Origin of the sequence: Suilimivivens aceti (assembly GCF_025567405.1) — a bacterium.
Taxonomy (GTDB): Bacteria; Bacillota; Clostridia; order Lachnospirales; family Lachnospiraceae; genus Suilimivivens; species Suilimivivens aceti.
Window position 1 is genome coordinate 1 of sequence record NZ_JAOQKJ010000008.1, and the last position, 15,185, is coordinate 15,185.

Here is a 15,185-nt window from a genome sequence, read left to right on the forward strand (position 1 = left end):
GACGAGGCCGAAGCAGAGCAATATCTATCGAAGCTCACTGCCGGTGAGTTTTCGCCCTTGATGTATGAAAGCAAGGCCACGGCTCGCTCTGAATTTGCTCAGTTCCGGCAGATGTTCCTTCTGATAGGTGGTATCCTCTGTGCTATCATTGGGCTGGTGGGACTCTTAAATTTCTTCAACGCCATGATGACCGGTATTCTTTCCCGCCGCCGTGAATTTGCTGTGCTTCAGGCTGTAGGAATGACAAACCGGCAGCTCAAAACCATGCTGATCTACGAGGGGTTGTTTTACGCAATGTCTTCTGTAGCGGCGGCCTTTATTCTGTCGCTGGCGGTGGGACCTCTTGCGGGGAAAATGCTGGGCAGTATGTTCTGGTTCTTTGAGTATCGATTCACCATTCTGCCTGTCCTGCTGACAATTCCGGTATTTCTTCTGCTGGGGTGGCTGATTCCTTGCATGATGTATGACAACGCAGCGAAATGCAGTGTTGTAGAGCAATTAAGGGATACTCAATAACTGTTAAGCAAAAAACGGCCCTCTGCCAAGGAAAAGGCAGAGGGCTGAGTTTTAATCTAAGGGTTTACATTCAGTTACAGTTTTTAGATAAATTTCGGGGTTTCCGTTCAAAACAAGGTCTGCATATCCAATCGGGTCATTGTAGATTAGATAGTCCAGCTCTGACCGCTGATACATATTGTCGGCAACCTCGTTTTCCACCGCATTCGTATCAATGGCAATCTTGCTGCCATCAAAAAATTTCAATTCCACACAAGCGGTATCCATGTTAAACTCACAAGAAACCAATCTATCCATAAGAAACCTCCATTTTGCTGGATGTTAGATCATCCCAAAATATTTGAACGCTTCTCGGATTGCTTTCTCTTTTTCCGGCGGACACTGGGGCTGTCTGGAATCCTCGGATTTCGGCAGATTATAGTTTTTGCCTACCTCAGTTTAACCTGTGAGATATAGAGGTTGGACACCTTTAACCCGGTATGCTCCAGCGCATAGTCCTTGATTTGAGTGTAGGTTGCCCCATCCTAAAATTCGGACATATCCCTATCTTCCAAAGAGAACTCAACCCGAATCTTTTTCGAGTCGACCTCACCCTTGGAAAGCAAGACAACAGTCTCAATTCCTGTGGTAAATGGGAACTGATCCACAGCCACTGCCTTTTCCACGTAATATCCTTCTTCAAGGAAAACCTCCAGATCTCTCACAAGGCTGGTGGGTTTGCAGGAAATATAAACAATCCTGTCAATCCCATAGCTGATGATCTTCGTAAGTGCCTTCGGGTGAATACCGTCACGTGGGGGATCCAGCACGATCATATCCGGCTTTTCTTTGATCTGATCCAGTACCTTCAGCACATCGCCTGCAATAAATTCGCAGTTGGTCAGACCGTTTCTCTTCGCATTTTCCCTTGCTGCCTCTACCGCCTCTTCCACGATCTCCACGCCGATCACCTTCTTCGCTACCGGAGACAGGAGCTGGGCGATTGTTCCCGTACCGCTGTAAAGATCATATACAACCTTATCTGCTTTTCCCTCTCCGTCTGTCAGGTCTCCCACGTAGTCCCTTACTGTCTGGTACAGCACCTCGGCACTCAGGGAATTGGTCTGAAAAAAGGAAAATACAGAAATCTTGAACCTGAGTCCCAGAAGCTCCTCCTCAAAAAAATCCCGTCCATACAGGATCTCTGTTCTGTCACTCTGTACCACATCTGCCACCGCATCATTTGTGATATGGAGAATTCCTGCCAGACTGCCATCCAGGGAAAGTGCAAGCAGTCCCTTCTTATATGCTGTCAGATCCACTTCCTCCTGGGAGGTTGTCACAAGGGCAGCCAGGATCTCTCCGGTACGCTTTGCCTTTCTCACAAGAAGATGACGCAGATATCCGGTATGTCTTAATCTGTGGAAAAAGCTGATATTCCGCTCTGCAAAATAATCTCTCGTAAAGGAAAGGATCTTCCTGTAATCTTCATCTACGATCTGACAGTGATCTACAGTCACAATATCATAAAAGCTGCCTCTCTTATGCATGCCAAGTGCCAGGGGACCGTCTTTTACTTCATCTCCGAAGGAAAATTCCATCTTATTCCGGTAGCCATAGCATTCCGGACTCTTCTTGATCCCTTCAAAGATCCATGGTCTCTCCTGTCTGGCAAGAGCACCTGTAAGAAGCTTTCGGATCTGTCCTTCCTTGATCTTCACCTCTTCTTCATAGGGCAGTGACATATACGTACAGCCACCACAGGTTCCAAAGTGAGGACATATCCGGCTCGTTTCAAGAGGTGAATTTTCTTCTACAGAAAGCAGTCTGCCCTCAGCCTTTCCCTTTCTGTTTTTCTGGATCACTGCCTTTATCTTCTGTCCCGGCAGGGCATTCTTTACCGTGCAGCTTCCCTCTTCAGTCACCACGATACCCTTATTGGGAAAATCAATTCTTTCTACTGTTCCTTCTATGATCTGTCCTTTTTTCAAATCTATTCCTCCACAGCAAAATAGGACATGCAAAAGCTGCACATCCTATTCATGATCTCATTTATGCATATCCTTCTGCCAGAGAAAGCACCTCACCTGAATATACCTGGAAGGTATTCTCTGCAAAACAATCCTTTTTTTGCAGACTTCCCGGATTATTCAGCGAAATCTTCCTCAGATGCTGCATTTTCAGATACCTGTTTAGCAGGCTTCTTCTCTGCATCCCCATCATCCTCTTCAAAGAAATCATCTTCAAAATCATCATCGAAATCATCATCATAATCTTCCAGATAATCCGGTGTGAAGTAACGGTATACAAGGAATGCAATTCCTGCTACAGCAGCAACAATACCGATAATGGCAAATACCCATACCAGTGTATTATTTTTCTTCTGCTCCTCTTCCTTCTTATTAAAAAATTCTTTCAGCTCCCTGAGATCGTGAGCTTTCATAAGATCCATCATTTCTTCCACTCTGTTCATAAAAGATACCTCTCTTTCCTATACGGGCAAAAAATCATATCCCATTCCAATTCATGCCATTAGTATAGCATTTTGTGAACATTTTTACTACCTGAATTTATAATTTTTTGAGTTTTGCAAATCCTGCATACATAATCTTCTGTCCGGCTTCATCAAAATCTACTGTTACCTTGTAATCTCTCGGTCCCGGCTCCATAGCAAGCACAGTTCCTTCTCCGTATTTGATATGGGAAACCCTGTCCCCTGCATCATAATCCGGTTTTCCTGCAGCATTTCCTCCCTTGGTGATTCCAAGTGATCCAAAAGAGCTTATTCCCATTTTGGTTCCGGCACTTGCGATATAAGGTTTATTTTCTGCAGCGGTTCTCTTTTTAGTCAGCACCGCTGCAGGCTTTGTCCTCGAAGGCTGCAGCAGATCATCATCCCGGTAGGCCGGCTTTGGCATCCGGTTATCCAGAAGCTCCGGCGGAATCTCCTTCACAAAGCGGCTCACTGCGTTATACTGCGTCTCGCCCCGTATCATTCTCATTTTAGCACAGCAGATTGTCAGCTCCTTCTTTGCCCTTGTTATTCCCACATAGGCAAGCCGCCTTTCCTCTTCAATCTCAGCATCTCCATCTGCTACGATGCTCATATAGCTCGGAAAAAGACCATCCTCCATGCCTGTCAGGTAAACCTGGGAGAATTCCAGCCCCTTGGCACTGTGAAGTGTCATCAGAAGGACTCTGTCATCATCCTCATCCACACCATCAATATCCGCCACCAGCGCCACTTCCTCCAGGAACTCACTCAGAGAAGGCTCATCATGGGTTTCTTCATAGGATGCCACCTTGCTGACCAACTCATCGATATTTTCAATTCTCGTCTGTGCCTCTTCCTCACTGTCTGCCTCCAGATCCCTGACATATCCTGTCGTTTCAATAATATCCTTGATCAGATCCGTCAGCGTATACACCTGGAGCTTACTGCGGAACACCTTTATCATATCCACGAAGGGCTTAAGCTTTGCACCGCTTCTTCCTATGGTGCTGATCTCATCCGCCTGCTTCAGTGCATCATAAAAGCTGATCCCCTTTTCATCTGCATAATCCTGTACTTCGGCAATCGTCGCAGCACCGATCCCTCTCTTCGGGATATTGATGATACGCTTTACAGAAAGATCATCCCGTCCATTATCAATCGTCTTCAGATATGCCAGAAGATCCTTGATCTCTTTTCTGGAATAGAAGTTCACACCGCCTACCACATCATAGGGAATACCCTCTACGATAAACCTCTCTTCCAGAAGACGGGCCTGCGCATTGGTACGGTAAAGCACTGCGCAGTCCTTATACTGATAGCTGCCATTCCGCTTCTTCCTTGCCACATCATCTGCAACAAATTCAGCCTCTTCATAGGCATTGTCAAACTGCCGGAAATGGATCCTCTCTCCAGCTCCCTGATCTGTCCAGAGGGATTTCTCCTTTCTGCCTATATTATTCCGGATCACGGCATTTGCTGCATCAAGCACATTCTGGGTAGAGCGGTAATTCTGCTCAAGCCGGATCACTGCTGCTTCCGGATAGTATTTTTCAAAATCCAGTATATTGCGGATATTGGCTCCCCGGAATTTGTAGATAGACTGATCATCATCACCAACCACACACAGATTATGTCTGTCTCCGGCAAGCAGCCGGATCAGCTCAAACTGAGCACTGTTAGTATCCTGATACTCATCCACCATAATATACCGGAACCGGTTCTGATAGCTCTGCAGCACATCCGGACAGTCCTTAAAAAGCTCTACCGTCTTCATGATCAGATCATCAAAATCCACTGCATTGTTCTTTTTCAGTGTCTGCTGGTACTCCTTGTACAAGGCGGCAATCTTCTGCTTATGATAATCTCCTGCCGCACTCAAGCTGTATTCATTCGGGGAGATCAGTTCATCCTTTGCAGAGGAGATCGCTGATAACACCGTTCTCTCCTTTAATACCTTAGTATCCACATTCAGCCGTTTACATATATCCTTGATCACCGATTTCTGGTCATCTGCATCGTAAATGACGAAATTTGTATCATAGCCGATCCTGTCAATATACCTCCTGAGGATCCTGACACAGGTAGAGTGAAAGGTGGTGATCCATGCACTGTCTGCAAAGCCAACCAGGCTCTCCACTCTTTCCTTCATCTCTCCGGCAGCCTTATTGGTAAAGGTGATCGCCATGATCTGATAGGGATTAATACCCATTTCTTCTATTAAATAAGCGATCCTGTGTGTCAGCACACGGGTCTTTCCGCTCCCGGCACCTGCCAGCAGAAGAACTGGTCCCTCTGTCGTAAATACCCCCTGCTTCTGCTGTTCATTTAATGTATCATAAATACTCATTCCAAAAACTCCTGCTTAAACTTCTGTAACCCGATGGAATGTCCACGCATATAAATTCAATTCCACAACCGGTGTCCCGCAATAAGCGCACACCTTTTCTCCAAGCCCTGATATGGGCGCTCCACAGTTCGGGCAGTTGATGCCAAGAGACAGATCCCTTTCATCCTGCACCTTCTCCCTGTCCTGTATATACACAAGCTCTGTGTTGTACCTTGTCTGCTTTTCCCTGTCCCGGCTGCCCCTTACAAGCTCACCGGTTTCTGCAGTCACATAATACCGGTATTGCAGGGACGTCTGAAACATGACAGTACATCTTCCTTCTCTTTTCTTGTAATCTGTGATCTCTGTACGATGGATCCTGACCTTCTCAAAATGTTCTCTTTCCCCGCTATTCTTCTGCTGGACGATCTTCATTTCAAGCTGATCCCTCAGTTCCTGGCTTCCTTCCTTCAAAAGTCCCTGATCTGCTGCAGAAACCGCCATCAGATAAGAGGTCAGGACATTTTCAGCCCTGACCCTCATATCATCATATTGAAACTGTGGAAAATCTTTCTTAATTTTCGGAAGATAAAGACCTGTCATTGCCGACACCGATTTCGGGGTTTCCTGATACTCCTCCTCGACTCTGTCAAATCCTTCCTTCAGGGAATCTGTTCCAAATACCTGTCTGGAAAAGTCCCGGATCCCTCTTTTCAGACGGCTGATCCCATATGCTGCTGCACCGATCACACAGAGCAGCAATATCAGAACCACTGCTGTCATTATCAGCGTCATATTCATAGCTGTCTTTTCCTTCCCATATCTTTTATGAATTAGCAAGCAGCCAGATAAGTACGCAGATAGCAATAATACCTGCCACAGTGATAATCACCTTTGGTATAGAAATCGGAGTCTTGCCGGATACCTTGCCAGTCTGTCCGTTGACCATAAACTGGTATACCTTATCCTTGTACTTGTAGCTGGAGATCCATACCGGCAGGAGCAGATACTTGTAGGTCACATCATAATATCTGGTAGATAATTTCAGATTTTTCACATGATCTGCGTTCTTCTCTGTCCGGATCTTACTTTCAATGGCTTCTCTCAGTTTAAACTTAATGCTTTCCTTTGCCATCTGGAAGGCTTCCTTTAAACCAACAGCGTACCGTTCTGCTGCAAAGCCTGCTACATACTCAGGCTTATAGCTCTTATTCTCTTCTGTCTTGTAAGGCTCCAGTCCCTGAAGCATGGACTGATTATGATTGGTCGTTGCACAGACAAGCTCATCATCGATCGTTTCCCTGTATACGCCCTTTGTCGGATACCAGTCTGTGACCGTTTCTTCCTTATCCCCATTGCGCACGGTACGATCCTTACCATATTCTCCACGGTATTCCGTTTCCGTCTTAGCATCAAAGGTCCAGTAGGGAAGATAAACTCCTTTAAAACGCTTTGCCTTTGCACTCTCTTTTGCAAGCTTCGGACAGAACCATTTCTTTTTGATCCAGTTTTTAAATAAACCAGCCGCTTTTTCGTCTGTTACCTGGAACGGCACGACACCTCCCGGTGCCATGGTCTTCTGATCAGAAGCCTCCATAACCTGATTGGAACCGCAGAACGGACATACGCCGGAGATCTCCAGTGCATCATAAACCGTTTCTGCGCCGCAGGCCTTACAGATCACCGTCTTCTTCTCTGTACCCCAGTTACAGTTTTCCGTCTGCTCTGCCTTGTCAAGATCAAGCTCCTGTGCCTTTGCAGGCTGTGTTTTTTCCTTCCTGATCTCTTCTGTATGTCCGCAATACGGACAGGCAAGTCCCCCTGTGGTCGGGTCAAATTCCATGACACCGCCACAGCTTGGACATTTTTTATCTGTTTCTTCTAGTGTTTTGGTTTCCCTTGCTTCCAGGTTTTCTTCAAATCCACTCATCATTCTCCCCTTTTCTCTGATGGCTTAATGGATATCGTTATCGTCAAAAGGATCGCCGCACTCCGGACAGAATTTCGGAGGATTCTTGGGATCTTCCGGCTCCCAGCCGCATTTGTCACACTTGTAAAGCGGTACGCCTGCAGGCTTCTTCGCGCCGCAGTTGCTGCAGAACTTGCCTTTATTTATAGTACCACAGCTACAGGTCCAGCCATTCTCTTCCGGTTTTTTGGCTCCGCATTCTACACAGAACCTGCCAGTATTGACTGCCCCACAGCTGCAGGTCCAGCTATCACCCGTCTGTGAAGCTGCAGCTGTCTGTGCAGGTGCTGCCTGAGCCGGAGCTGCCTGCTGCGTGGGTGCTGCCTGCTGTGCTGCTCCCATCTGGAACAGCTGCTGTGCATTCATGCCCCCTGCCTGAGTTGCCATATTCATGCCTGCAAATGCCATCATGGGTCCTGTGGAGGTATTGGACGCTGCTGCCTTCATAGCCTCTGCCTGTGCACCGACAAGCGTTGCTGCTGCCATATTGGGATTGCGAAGGACTGCGCTCTTCTGCAGATCCTTGATCATCTTCTCATCTTCCTCAGATGCCTTCATGGAATTGACACCGAAGGAAACGATCTCAATACCTCTGAGCTGTGCCCATTTCTCAGAAAGGACATCATTCAGGGCATCTGCCAGCTCCATGGTATGTGCGGGTACTTCACTGTAACGGACACCCATGGCGGAAATCTTTGCAAATGCAGGCTGCAATGCTGTCATAAGCTCTGTTTTTAACTGGCTGTCAATCTCTCTTCTCTCATAATCCTCTGTCACATTGCCGCAGACATGGGTATAGAAAAGAATGGGGTCTGTAATATGATAGGAATATTCACCATTGCAGCGGATGGCAATATCAATATCAAGACCGATGTTATTATCTACTACACGGAACGGTACCGGACTTGCCGTACCGTATTTATTTCCCATAATTTCCTTGGTATTAAAGAAATATACCCTCTGATCCTTGGCTGTATCTCCGGCAAAGGTGATACGTTTTCCAAAGGTCTTAAAGGAATTCACAATATTATCTCCCAGCTTGCCATAGAAGATACTGGGCTCTGTGGAAGCATCATAAGTAAATTCTCCTGCCTCCGCACAGATCTCAACGACCTTACCCTGATCCACGATGATCATACACTGTCCTTCATTGACAGCGATCACGGAACCATTGGAAATGATATTTTCATCCCCCTTGTTATTGGCAGCACGCCCCTTGGTTCTTCTGTGTCCCTTGGTTACCAGTACATCTGACTCCAGTGCATCACAATAGAAATACTCGCGCCACTGATCCTCCAGAACCCCTCCTGCTGCACCTTTGATTGCTTTGATTAATCCCATTTTACAGTCCTCCGTTTTGTATTATGGGGAAGCCGGCGGTTCACTGACTTCCCCACGCATTCGACATTCCGTTTTATCTTATGTCCGGTATGTCCCCCTATATGCCTTATATTATTATATCTATTTTGAAAGCTTCTGTCTATACACTTTCCGTCCCGTCATTGCTATTCCTGACAGCATTTTATTTCCTTCTTCCCTGCTTTTTCCTTACCTGCATGCTTTTTCTGCAAATTCAGTTGTCACCAGAGCCTCATAGGGCACTCTTTCCGGCAGCTCCCCGGCTTCTTCCAGGATATTCTGCAGCAGTATAAAGGCATCCTCCTCAAAGACCAGATCTGTTTTCCATGTATCCTGATCGTAATAACGCTTCACGATCCTTTCCAGCGTTTCCACCTCTGTTTCCTCAAATTGAGGGGCGATCACCACTGCAATTTCCTCCGGTGTATGGCTGTTCACATAATCCATCCCCATTTGCAGAGCATAGGTAAATGCCTGGATCACATCCGGGTTCTCTTCGATATAGCTTTTTCTTGCGCTGAATGCCGTATAAGGCACATAGCCGGATGCTTCACCAAGGGAAGCCACCACATAACCATCCCCCTTCGTCTCAAGTGCTGTCGCATGCGGCTCAAACTCTACCGTAAAATCCGCTGTGTCACTTCCGGAAAAGGCAGCTGCTGTAGACCCAAAATCGATACTCTGGTCGATCGTAAGATCTCCCTTCGGATCAAGGCCGTTCTTTTTCAGAATATATTCAAATACCATCTCTGGCATACCGCCTGCACGACCGCCAAGCACTGTTTTCCCTTTCAGCATGGAAAAGTCAAAGTCTGGCATTTCCTCCCTTGCTACGAGGAAATTTCCTGCACGCTGGGTAAGCTGTGCAAAGTTCACCGCATAATCCTGTGTCCCTCCTGCATAAGTATAAATTGTTGCTTCACTTCCCATAAAGCCAATGTCTGCTTCCCTGGTCAGCACTGCTGTCATGGTCTTATCAGCACCAAAGCCGGTAACCAGTGTCAGATCTATCCCCTGTTCCTCAAAATATCCCTCTTCGATTGCCACATACATAGGTGCATAAAAGATACTGTGTGCTACTTCATTCAATGTCACACTTATCCTCTTCTCTGCCCCGGCATCTGTCTTTTCTCCTTTTTCACAGCCAATCAGCACCGACAAGACCATGCCTGCCAAAAGAAGCAGGGACACACCTTTTCGAATCAGTTTTCTTTTCATGATTTTCTCCCTTTTCCGGATAAAATTTTCACTGCTTTATCCTATGAGAGTGTCTCAGAAAATGTGACCTCAGGAAAGAAACATGAAAAAATCCCGAAGAGAGTACAGCCTACCAAAGCTGTACTCTCTCCAGGATTCCCATGCACATGGAAAAGCATGCTACCATTATCATCAGCAGAATTGCCGGAAAATCATATACCATTTTCTGCTGCTCTTCCATTCCTCCCTCTTCATTCATCACCCGGCAGGTTTTCCCGCTGCTTGCAAGAAGCACCTCTATGCCAAGCATAATCAGGAGCACCGGCCAGAAACGGATCACCTCGTAAGGGTCAAAGAACGGAAAGAAAAGTCTTCCCAGAAACAGGACACCCGTCAGCACCAGTGTGATGCCTGCCGTAATGGTTCCCACCCGGTGGATATAAACCGTCTTTCTGCCCATTTATGCTTCCCCCTCCCTGTCAGGGTTCTCCGATGCTGCACTCTGATCAGCAGCTTCCTGTTCTCTGTCCTTTATGGGTTCTTCCCTGTACAGTTCTTTCTTCTTTCCACGGATCATGTGCACACCAAGTACAATGATCAGAACAGAGGCTACGAGCCTCGGCACATAATCACTGATCGTAAACAGCAGCTCATAGATATATTCCGGTAGTACCCTGTAAGCCCAGAGCATATCTACACCTGTTCCCCACAAAAGCCATACACCGAGCACGATCAGCAGTACTGCAATTCCCCTGGAATTTCCCTGCAGCTTCTTTTTTCCTTTTTGGAACAGCTCCATGCCAAGGATATCATTATCCTCCACCTGTGCAAATTCCTCGTCACTTAAGGATGCCAGATGATTGGCATGGAAAAATCCGTATGCCCATATCACAACCGCCAGAATGGAAAGTCCATCCAGTCCAAGGAATGACGGGATCATGATCATTCCAAGGAAAAACAGCATCAGCTCTGTTCCTGTCCTCATAAACCCCATATACATTTCTGCCGCTCCCGGCATCAGTGAAAAACAAAATGTCAAAAATCTGTTCTTTTTCTTTGTTTTCATTCTTTTTCCTCCATTTTATCCTGTCTTCTACAGATCATTTGCTAATATCTTTTCTTTTGCTTCCCGCACACCGTTATTCAGCCTGTCAAAAAGCGTTTCCGGCTTCTTTGCACGATATTCGGGATCATTCAGGTCTTCTCTTGTGATCCTTGGTCTGTCCTCCTCCTGAAGCACTCCAGCCCGGCTGATATCACTGCCATCCCGGAAAGGATTGACGATCAGAAGGGTAAGCGCTGCCGCCATGCCTGCTGCCACCTTCAGGACATATACGGCGAAGGGAACCGTCTTTTTTTCTTCTGTCTTTGGCAGTTCCGGCGGAAAGATCTTCTTCATGATCTCTTCCTTCAGATGCTCCGGTGCATACAACTCCTGCTGCTCCAGTTTCTCAAGGAAAGCATTTAATTCCTCATCTGTTGGATAATTTTTCATTTCAGATCCTCCCTTCGGTACTTCTTCTTCAGCATATCCCTTGCCCGGTAAATCTGGGTCTGTATGGTCTTGCTGTTCATGCTTCTGTCTCTGGCAATCTCTGCAACAGTCTTTTCCTGCAGATAATAGGCTCTGGCAATCTCATCATAGGGTGGCTTCAGAGAATCGCAGATCTGTGCAAAGCCGCTTTTGATCTCCGTTTCCACGCACTGCTCTTCCGGTCCGTCCCGCCCTTCCGTCATCACCTCAAAAAAGCTGTCTTCCGTCGGGATATTCCTTTTGGCTGAACTTCTGACATAATCAATGCTCTTGTTGACTGCTATCCTGCAGATCCACGCCTTTTCATTATTGCCGTCAAAGGTATCATACTTCTGATAAACAGAAAGGAAGGTTTCCTGCGAAAGATCCTCTGCTGCGAAGTAATCTTCAGTTACTTTATAACAAATGGAAAAAACAAGCTTCTGATAGGTATCGATCAGCTCTGAAAGCCGGCTTTTTGAACATATGGATCCATTTCCCTGCATGGCCTGTTTCCTCCTCTGTTTAGTAACAGCACAGCTTCCGCTGCCCTTCTATACAGTATAACGCAGCAGCCCTTCCGTTTTCTTCAGGAATTTTATATTTCTAAAAAAACTATTTTTTATCAAAAAAGACCAGGCCTTTGCCTGATCCTTTCTCTCTGCTCTCTGTCCTGTTCTATTTTCCCTTCTCCTGCTCCCCGCTTTTACGGAGCTCATCCACCATCTTCTCGATCAGTAGCTTCTTAATATAAACATCGAACCCCAGCAGACCCACGAAAGAGAACATTCTCAAAAATTCCCTGTCCTCCTCCGGTGCATCCCCAAAGATTCCCTGTGCCGTCTCAAATTTATGCAGGATATCCTCCTTCAGTACTTCTACCTGAGATTTTTCAAGGCTAAAAACCTCATCATAGATCCGGCTTATATCTATATTCCCATCAGTCTGGAAATACTTCCTGGATACAGGCTCCAGAAGAGTCTGTATATCATTGATGGAAAGAATCCCCTTGAAATAGTAAATAAAGATCAGCATCAGTACATGTTCCTTACTGTACTTCTTCTTTACCGGCGGCGGCAGAAGATCATTCTTGGCATAATTATTAATCATGGTCTTGGTCAGAACCTTGTCACTCTCCGGATTCCTTGATGTATTTTTCAAACGGCTTTCCATGAAGGTAGTAACCTGATCCATGTACAGATCAATACCCGGTATGTCCTCTGACTTGATATGCTGTATCCTGTCAAGGCTTTCCATAATACTGTTTAGCAGATCATCTTTATCTATTGTCATTTTATCGTCACCTCGCAAGCCTCTGTATAAGTGCTTCCATTCTCTATATTATATAGTATTTAAAACCACATAGCAAGTAGAAGCCTGTATTTTTACAATTTTCTTTACTTTAAAACTTTAATATGTTAAAATCTTACTGATCAGGAGATTAGAAAGGAGAATTCCCTTTTATGAATAAGAAAATAATGACACCAGCTGTAGATGAGCTGTTTGATGCGATCTTAAGCCTGCAGTCCAAAGAAGAGTGTTACAGTTTCTTTGAGGATCTATGCACCATCAATGAGTTGCTCTCCCTATCCCAGCGTTATGAAGTTGCCTCCATGCTGCGCGACAAAAAAACCTATCTGGAAATTGCTGAAAAAACAGGAGCCTCCACAGCTACGATCAGCCGTGTAAACCGTTCTCTCAACTATGGAAATGATGGCTATGAGCTTGTTTTTGAAAGATTAAAGGGACAGTCCTGAGTAAGGAATGTCCCTTTTATTACCTTTATTTCAGCAGTATTTACTTCCGTTCTCTGCCGGTCTAACCATTGATATCGATCATCGTCATGGGATCGATATAAGCATCATCCTTCATGATCTGATACCCCAGCTTCTGATTATCCTCCTCTATGGTAAAGAGAATATAACCCTTTCCCAGTTCTTCTCCTGCCTTAACAAGCGCTGTGCCATTGTTACGATACACTGAGCAGTAACCATTTCCGTGATCTACCACGATCTTGGTTCCATACTCTGTATCCGCATCCACACTCAGGACAACACCTGTACCTGTTGTCAGGACATTGACACCTGCAGCAGCCGTAAAGACCAGCATCGGATCACCCTCTGTGGCCTCTTCCATGGTAGCGGATCCACTTAAGGGGAATCCCTTGGGCAGTGCATTTTCTACGGTTTCCTGTGAAATCGCATCTTCTGTAGCTGCCTTCTTGCTGACAGTCTCACTCAGGACAGTAACCTTGTTGGAAAGCGTACTGTTCTCTACACTCAGGGCTTCATTTTCATCCGTCAGATTATTGATCGTCACAAGCTGATCCACCAACTGGCTTCTTGCATCCTTCAATGTGATCGAATCATAGATAAATCTGCAGATCACACCAACGATCATCAAGAAAAGAACAATGGCAGCCACCTCTACGATCCCTGAGCTGATATGTCTCTGTTTCATGACACCCTCTTCATTTTCTGTTACAAGAAGAAGGGCAAATTTACTTTTTCTCTTTTTATTTTGCTGTTCCATTACTTCCGTGTCACCTCCGGATCTGTTATGATAGCATGACAAAAAAACGTTACATAAGCGTTATTTTAGCACAGATGGCGGATTTACACAAGTTTTACACAGAAAGCTTCATACTTCCTTCACAAATCAGACCTTTTTTTCTCATAAATTCACTGATCCCAAAAGCCATGATACCGGGCAGTAAAAAGTGCATGACTGCGATTTCAAGCAGGACGATCACAGGAGGCACGCCTTCGGAAACCATGGTCTGGTAGGCATTGATCTGTCCTACAAGACCGGCCGTTCCCATACCGGAGCCTGTAGCATTATTAGTCATATGCAGTACCATGGTCGATACCGGACCTAAAACTGCACTTGCAATGATCGCAGGAAGCCAGATCAGGGGATTTTTCACAATATTCCCGATCTGCAGCATACTGGTTCCAAGTCCCTGGGCCAGCAGGCCATTTACTTTATTTTACCTGAAGGATGCCGTAGCGAAGCCGATCATGTTCGCACAGCATCCAACAGTTGCTGCTCCGGCTGCGATTCCATTCAGTCCAAGGATGATCGTTCCAATGATCAGCGTAGCAAAAAGCCCAGATGCCATACCGCTGAGTCCATCGATAAAAATTTCATTCAGATATTTTTCCATTGTTTCATATGCATTCTATTCCTTTCTGAAATACCTTTTACTCCGCCTTTTAGCATATTTTACCTGCCATGATATTTCAATTACAAAAGTATCTTTTTTAGAATTCACAAAACTTTCACAAATCCTACAAATTTCTTTACTTTTTAAAGTAGTTGTGCTATTCTGAATTTGTTGCAGCACAGGGCTGCAAAAATTTATATTTTTTATTTATATGTGGAGGTATCTACGATGAACAAAGGTACAGTTAAGTGGTTCAACAATCAGAAAGGATACGGTTTCATCTCTGACGAATCTGGAAATGACGTATTCGTACACTACTCAGGACTGAATATGGAAGGCTTCAAGTCTCTTGAAGAAGGCGCTTCTGTAGAGTTTGATGTAGTAAATGGTGAAAAAGGACCTCAGGCCGTAAACGTAACCAAGTTATAATCCGAGAGATTTATAACGCATTAATTCAGTAACACGATGTGCCTGTTCTTAAATATAAATGTTATATTTTATTTAGGATTTGCTATTGTTTTAAGGAATTAAGGAAAATCCCCATCTTTGCAGATGGGGATTTTTTTGCGCCTGTCATCCGTGTCCTGATCTTCCCTTCTCCGTCCTCTGTCCAAAACCCTTTTCCTGTGATCTGCTGCACTGTATTTCCCGGTTCACTGCGTCAAA

General features: G+C 45.4%; 19 protein-coding genes. 3 read left to right on the forward strand and 16 right to left on the reverse strand.

Features of this window, described 5'->3' with window-relative positions:
- A partial coding sequence (locus OCV77_RS10370) for an ABC transporter permease (RefSeq protein WP_262575016.1) occupies positions 1-516 on the forward strand: 516 nt, incomplete at its 5' end.
- 51 nt (positions 517-567) lie between these two features.
- Here the strand turns inward: OCV77_RS10370 and OCV77_RS10375 are convergent.
- From OCV77_RS10375 to OCV77_RS10435, 13 genes are all read right to left on the reverse strand, one after another.
- Complete coding sequence (locus OCV77_RS10375) at positions 568-813, reverse strand: DUF6061 family protein (protein WP_262575017.1); 246 nt, start codon at positions 811-813, stop codon at positions 568-570.
- 227 nt (positions 814-1,040) lie between these two features.
- Entirely contained in the window at positions 1,041-2,486 is a 1,446-nt protein-coding gene (gene rlmD, locus OCV77_RS10380; protein ID WP_262575018.1) for a 23S rRNA (uracil(1939)-C(5))-methyltransferase RlmD, read from the reverse strand.
- Between the two features lie 155 nt (positions 2,487-2,641).
- Entirely contained in the window at positions 2,642-2,968 is a 327-nt protein-coding gene (locus tag OCV77_RS10385; protein ID WP_118798640.1) for a DUF4366 domain-containing protein, read from the reverse strand.
- 97 nt (positions 2,969-3,065) lie between these two features.
- Positions 3,066-5,336 (reverse strand): DNA helicase PcrA, encoded by a 2,271-nt coding sequence (pcrA, locus tag OCV77_RS10390; protein ID WP_262575020.1) that lies wholly within the window; start codon positions 5,334-5,336, stop codon positions 3,066-3,068.
- 15 nt (positions 5,337-5,351) lie between these two features.
- On the reverse strand, positions 5,352-6,116 hold the full coding sequence (locus OCV77_RS10395; protein ID WP_262575021.1) for a zinc ribbon domain-containing protein: 765 nt from the start codon (positions 6,114-6,116) through the stop codon (positions 5,352-5,354).
- Positions 6,117-6,141: 25 nt separating this feature from the next.
- Positions 6,142-7,245: a TFIIB-type zinc ribbon-containing protein gene (locus OCV77_RS10400; RefSeq protein ID WP_262575022.1), complete on the reverse strand. Its 1,104-nt coding sequence runs from the start codon at positions 7,243-7,245 to the stop codon at positions 6,142-6,144.
- Between the two features lie 24 nt (positions 7,246-7,269).
- A complete protein-coding gene (locus OCV77_RS10405; RefSeq protein ID WP_262575023.1) occupies positions 7,270-8,625 on the reverse strand; it encodes an SPFH domain-containing protein in 1,356 nt (451 codons plus the stop codon).
- 207 nt (positions 8,626-8,832) lie between these two features.
- Complete coding sequence (locus tag OCV77_RS10410; protein ID WP_262575025.1) at positions 8,833-9,861, reverse strand: ABC transporter substrate-binding protein; 1,029 nt, start codon at positions 9,859-9,861, stop codon at positions 8,833-8,835.
- A gap of 109 nt (positions 9,862-9,970) precedes the next feature.
- A complete protein-coding gene (locus tag OCV77_RS10415) occupies positions 9,971-10,300 on the reverse strand; it encodes a LiaI-LiaF-like domain-containing protein (RefSeq protein ID WP_262575026.1) in 330 nt (109 codons plus the stop codon).
- Positions 10,301-10,906 (reverse strand): hypothetical protein, encoded by a 606-nt coding sequence (locus OCV77_RS10420; protein WP_262575027.1) that lies wholly within the window; start codon positions 10,904-10,906, stop codon positions 10,301-10,303. It lies immediately after the preceding gene.
- A 27-nt stretch (positions 10,907-10,933) separates the two neighbouring features.
- Positions 10,934-11,335, reverse strand: coding sequence for a hypothetical protein (locus OCV77_RS10425; protein WP_262575028.1), 402 nt, complete (start codon positions 11,333-11,335; stop codon positions 10,934-10,936).
- Entirely contained in the window at positions 11,332-11,859 is a 528-nt protein-coding gene (locus OCV77_RS10430; RefSeq protein ID WP_262575030.1) for an RNA polymerase sigma factor, read from the reverse strand. Before OCV77_RS10430 ends, OCV77_RS10425 begins: the two co-directional genes overlap by 4 nt.
- A 172-nt stretch (positions 11,860-12,031) precedes the next feature.
- Positions 12,032-12,646 (reverse strand): DUF1836 domain-containing protein, encoded by a 615-nt coding sequence (locus OCV77_RS10435; RefSeq protein ID WP_262575031.1) that lies wholly within the window; start codon positions 12,644-12,646, stop codon positions 12,032-12,034.
- 170 nt (positions 12,647-12,816) lie between these two features.
- Here OCV77_RS10435 and OCV77_RS10440 point away from each other — a divergent pair, with 170 nt between their 5' ends.
- Positions 12,817-13,110 (forward strand): YerC/YecD family TrpR-related protein, encoded by a 294-nt coding sequence (locus tag OCV77_RS10440; RefSeq protein ID WP_118798629.1) that lies wholly within the window; start codon positions 12,817-12,819, stop codon positions 13,108-13,110.
- A 61-nt stretch (positions 13,111-13,171) separates the two neighbouring features.
- Here OCV77_RS10440 and OCV77_RS10445 read toward each other — a convergent pair whose 3' ends face one another.
- From OCV77_RS10445 to OCV77_RS16820, 3 genes are all read right to left on the reverse strand, one after another.
- Complete coding sequence (locus OCV77_RS10445; RefSeq protein WP_262575032.1) at positions 13,172-13,885, reverse strand: M23 family metallopeptidase; 714 nt, start codon at positions 13,883-13,885, stop codon at positions 13,172-13,174.
- Positions 13,886-13,979: 94 nt separating this feature from the next.
- The gene (locus OCV77_RS10450) at positions 13,980-14,300 is read right to left on the reverse strand and encodes a PTS sugar transporter subunit IIC (protein ID WP_416910500.1); all 321 of its coding nucleotides are present in this window, start codon (positions 14,298-14,300) and stop codon (positions 13,980-13,982) included.
- Between the two features lie 42 nt (positions 14,301-14,342).
- A complete protein-coding gene (locus tag OCV77_RS16820; RefSeq protein WP_331488846.1) occupies positions 14,343-14,519 on the reverse strand; it encodes a hypothetical protein in 177 nt (58 codons plus the stop codon).
- Positions 14,520-14,747: 228 nt separating this feature from the next.
- On the opposite strand from OCV77_RS16820, the gene OCV77_RS10455 reads away from it, so the two are divergent.
- Positions 14,748-14,948: a cold-shock protein gene (locus OCV77_RS10455; RefSeq protein WP_118798626.1), complete on the forward strand. Its 201-nt coding sequence runs from the start codon at positions 14,748-14,750 to the stop codon at positions 14,946-14,948.
- Positions 14,949-15,185: the final 237 nt, after the last annotated feature.

Coding starts and splice junctions, on each gene's coding strand:
- OCV77_RS10405 (WP_262575023.1), bottom strand. CDS start 8,625: ATGGGATTAATCAAAGCAATCAAAGGTGCAGCAGGAGGGGTTCTGGAG.
- OCV77_RS10415 (WP_262575026.1), bottom strand. CDS start 10,300: ATGGGCAGAAAGACGGTTTATATCCACCGGGTGGGAACCATTACGGCA.
- OCV77_RS10435 (WP_262575031.1), bottom strand. CDS start 12,646: ATGACAATAGATAAAGATGATCTGCTAAACAGTATTATGGAAAGCCTT.
- OCV77_RS10450 (WP_416910500.1), bottom strand. CDS start 14,300: ATGCTGCAGATCGGGAATATTGTGAAAAATCCCCTGATCTGGCTTCCT.
- OCV77_RS10375 (WP_262575017.1), bottom strand. CDS start 813: ATGGATAGATTGGTTTCTTGTGAGTTTAACATGGATACCGCTTGTGTG.
- OCV77_RS16820 (WP_331488846.1), bottom strand. CDS start 14,519: ATGGAAAAATATCTGAATGAAATTTTTATCGATGGACTCAGCGGTATG.
- OCV77_RS10425 (WP_262575028.1), bottom strand. CDS start 11,335: ATGAAAAATTATCCAACAGATGAGGAATTAAATGCTTTCCTTGAGAAA.
- OCV77_RS10420 (WP_262575027.1), bottom strand. CDS start 10,906: ATGAAAACAAAGAAAAAGAACAGATTTTTGACATTTTGTTTTTCACTG.
- OCV77_RS10445 (WP_262575032.1), bottom strand. CDS start 13,885: ATGGAACAGCAAAATAAAAAGAGAAAAAGTAAATTTGCCCTTCTTCTT.
- OCV77_RS10400 (WP_262575022.1), bottom strand. CDS start 7,245: ATGAGTGGATTTGAAGAAAACCTGGAAGCAAGGGAAACCAAAACACTA.
- OCV77_RS10395 (WP_262575021.1), bottom strand. CDS start 6,116: ATGAATATGACGCTGATAATGACAGCAGTGGTTCTGATATTGCTGCTC.
- OCV77_RS10455 (WP_118798626.1), top strand. CDS start 14,748: ATGAACAAAGGTACAGTTAAGTGGTTCAACAATCAGAAAGGATACGGT.
- pcrA (WP_262575020.1), bottom strand. CDS start 5,336: ATGAGTATTTATGATACATTAAATGAACAGCAGAAGCAGGGGGTATTT.
- OCV77_RS10430 (WP_262575030.1), bottom strand. CDS start 11,859: ATGCAGGGAAATGGATCCATATGTTCAAAAAGCCGGCTTTCAGAGCTG.
- OCV77_RS10440 (WP_118798629.1), top strand. CDS start 12,817: ATGAATAAGAAAATAATGACACCAGCTGTAGATGAGCTGTTTGATGCG.
- OCV77_RS10410 (WP_262575025.1), bottom strand. CDS start 9,861: ATGAAAAGAAAACTGATTCGAAAAGGTGTGTCCCTGCTTCTTTTGGCA.
- OCV77_RS10385 (WP_118798640.1), bottom strand. CDS start 2,968: ATGAACAGAGTGGAAGAAATGATGGATCTTATGAAAGCTCACGATCTC.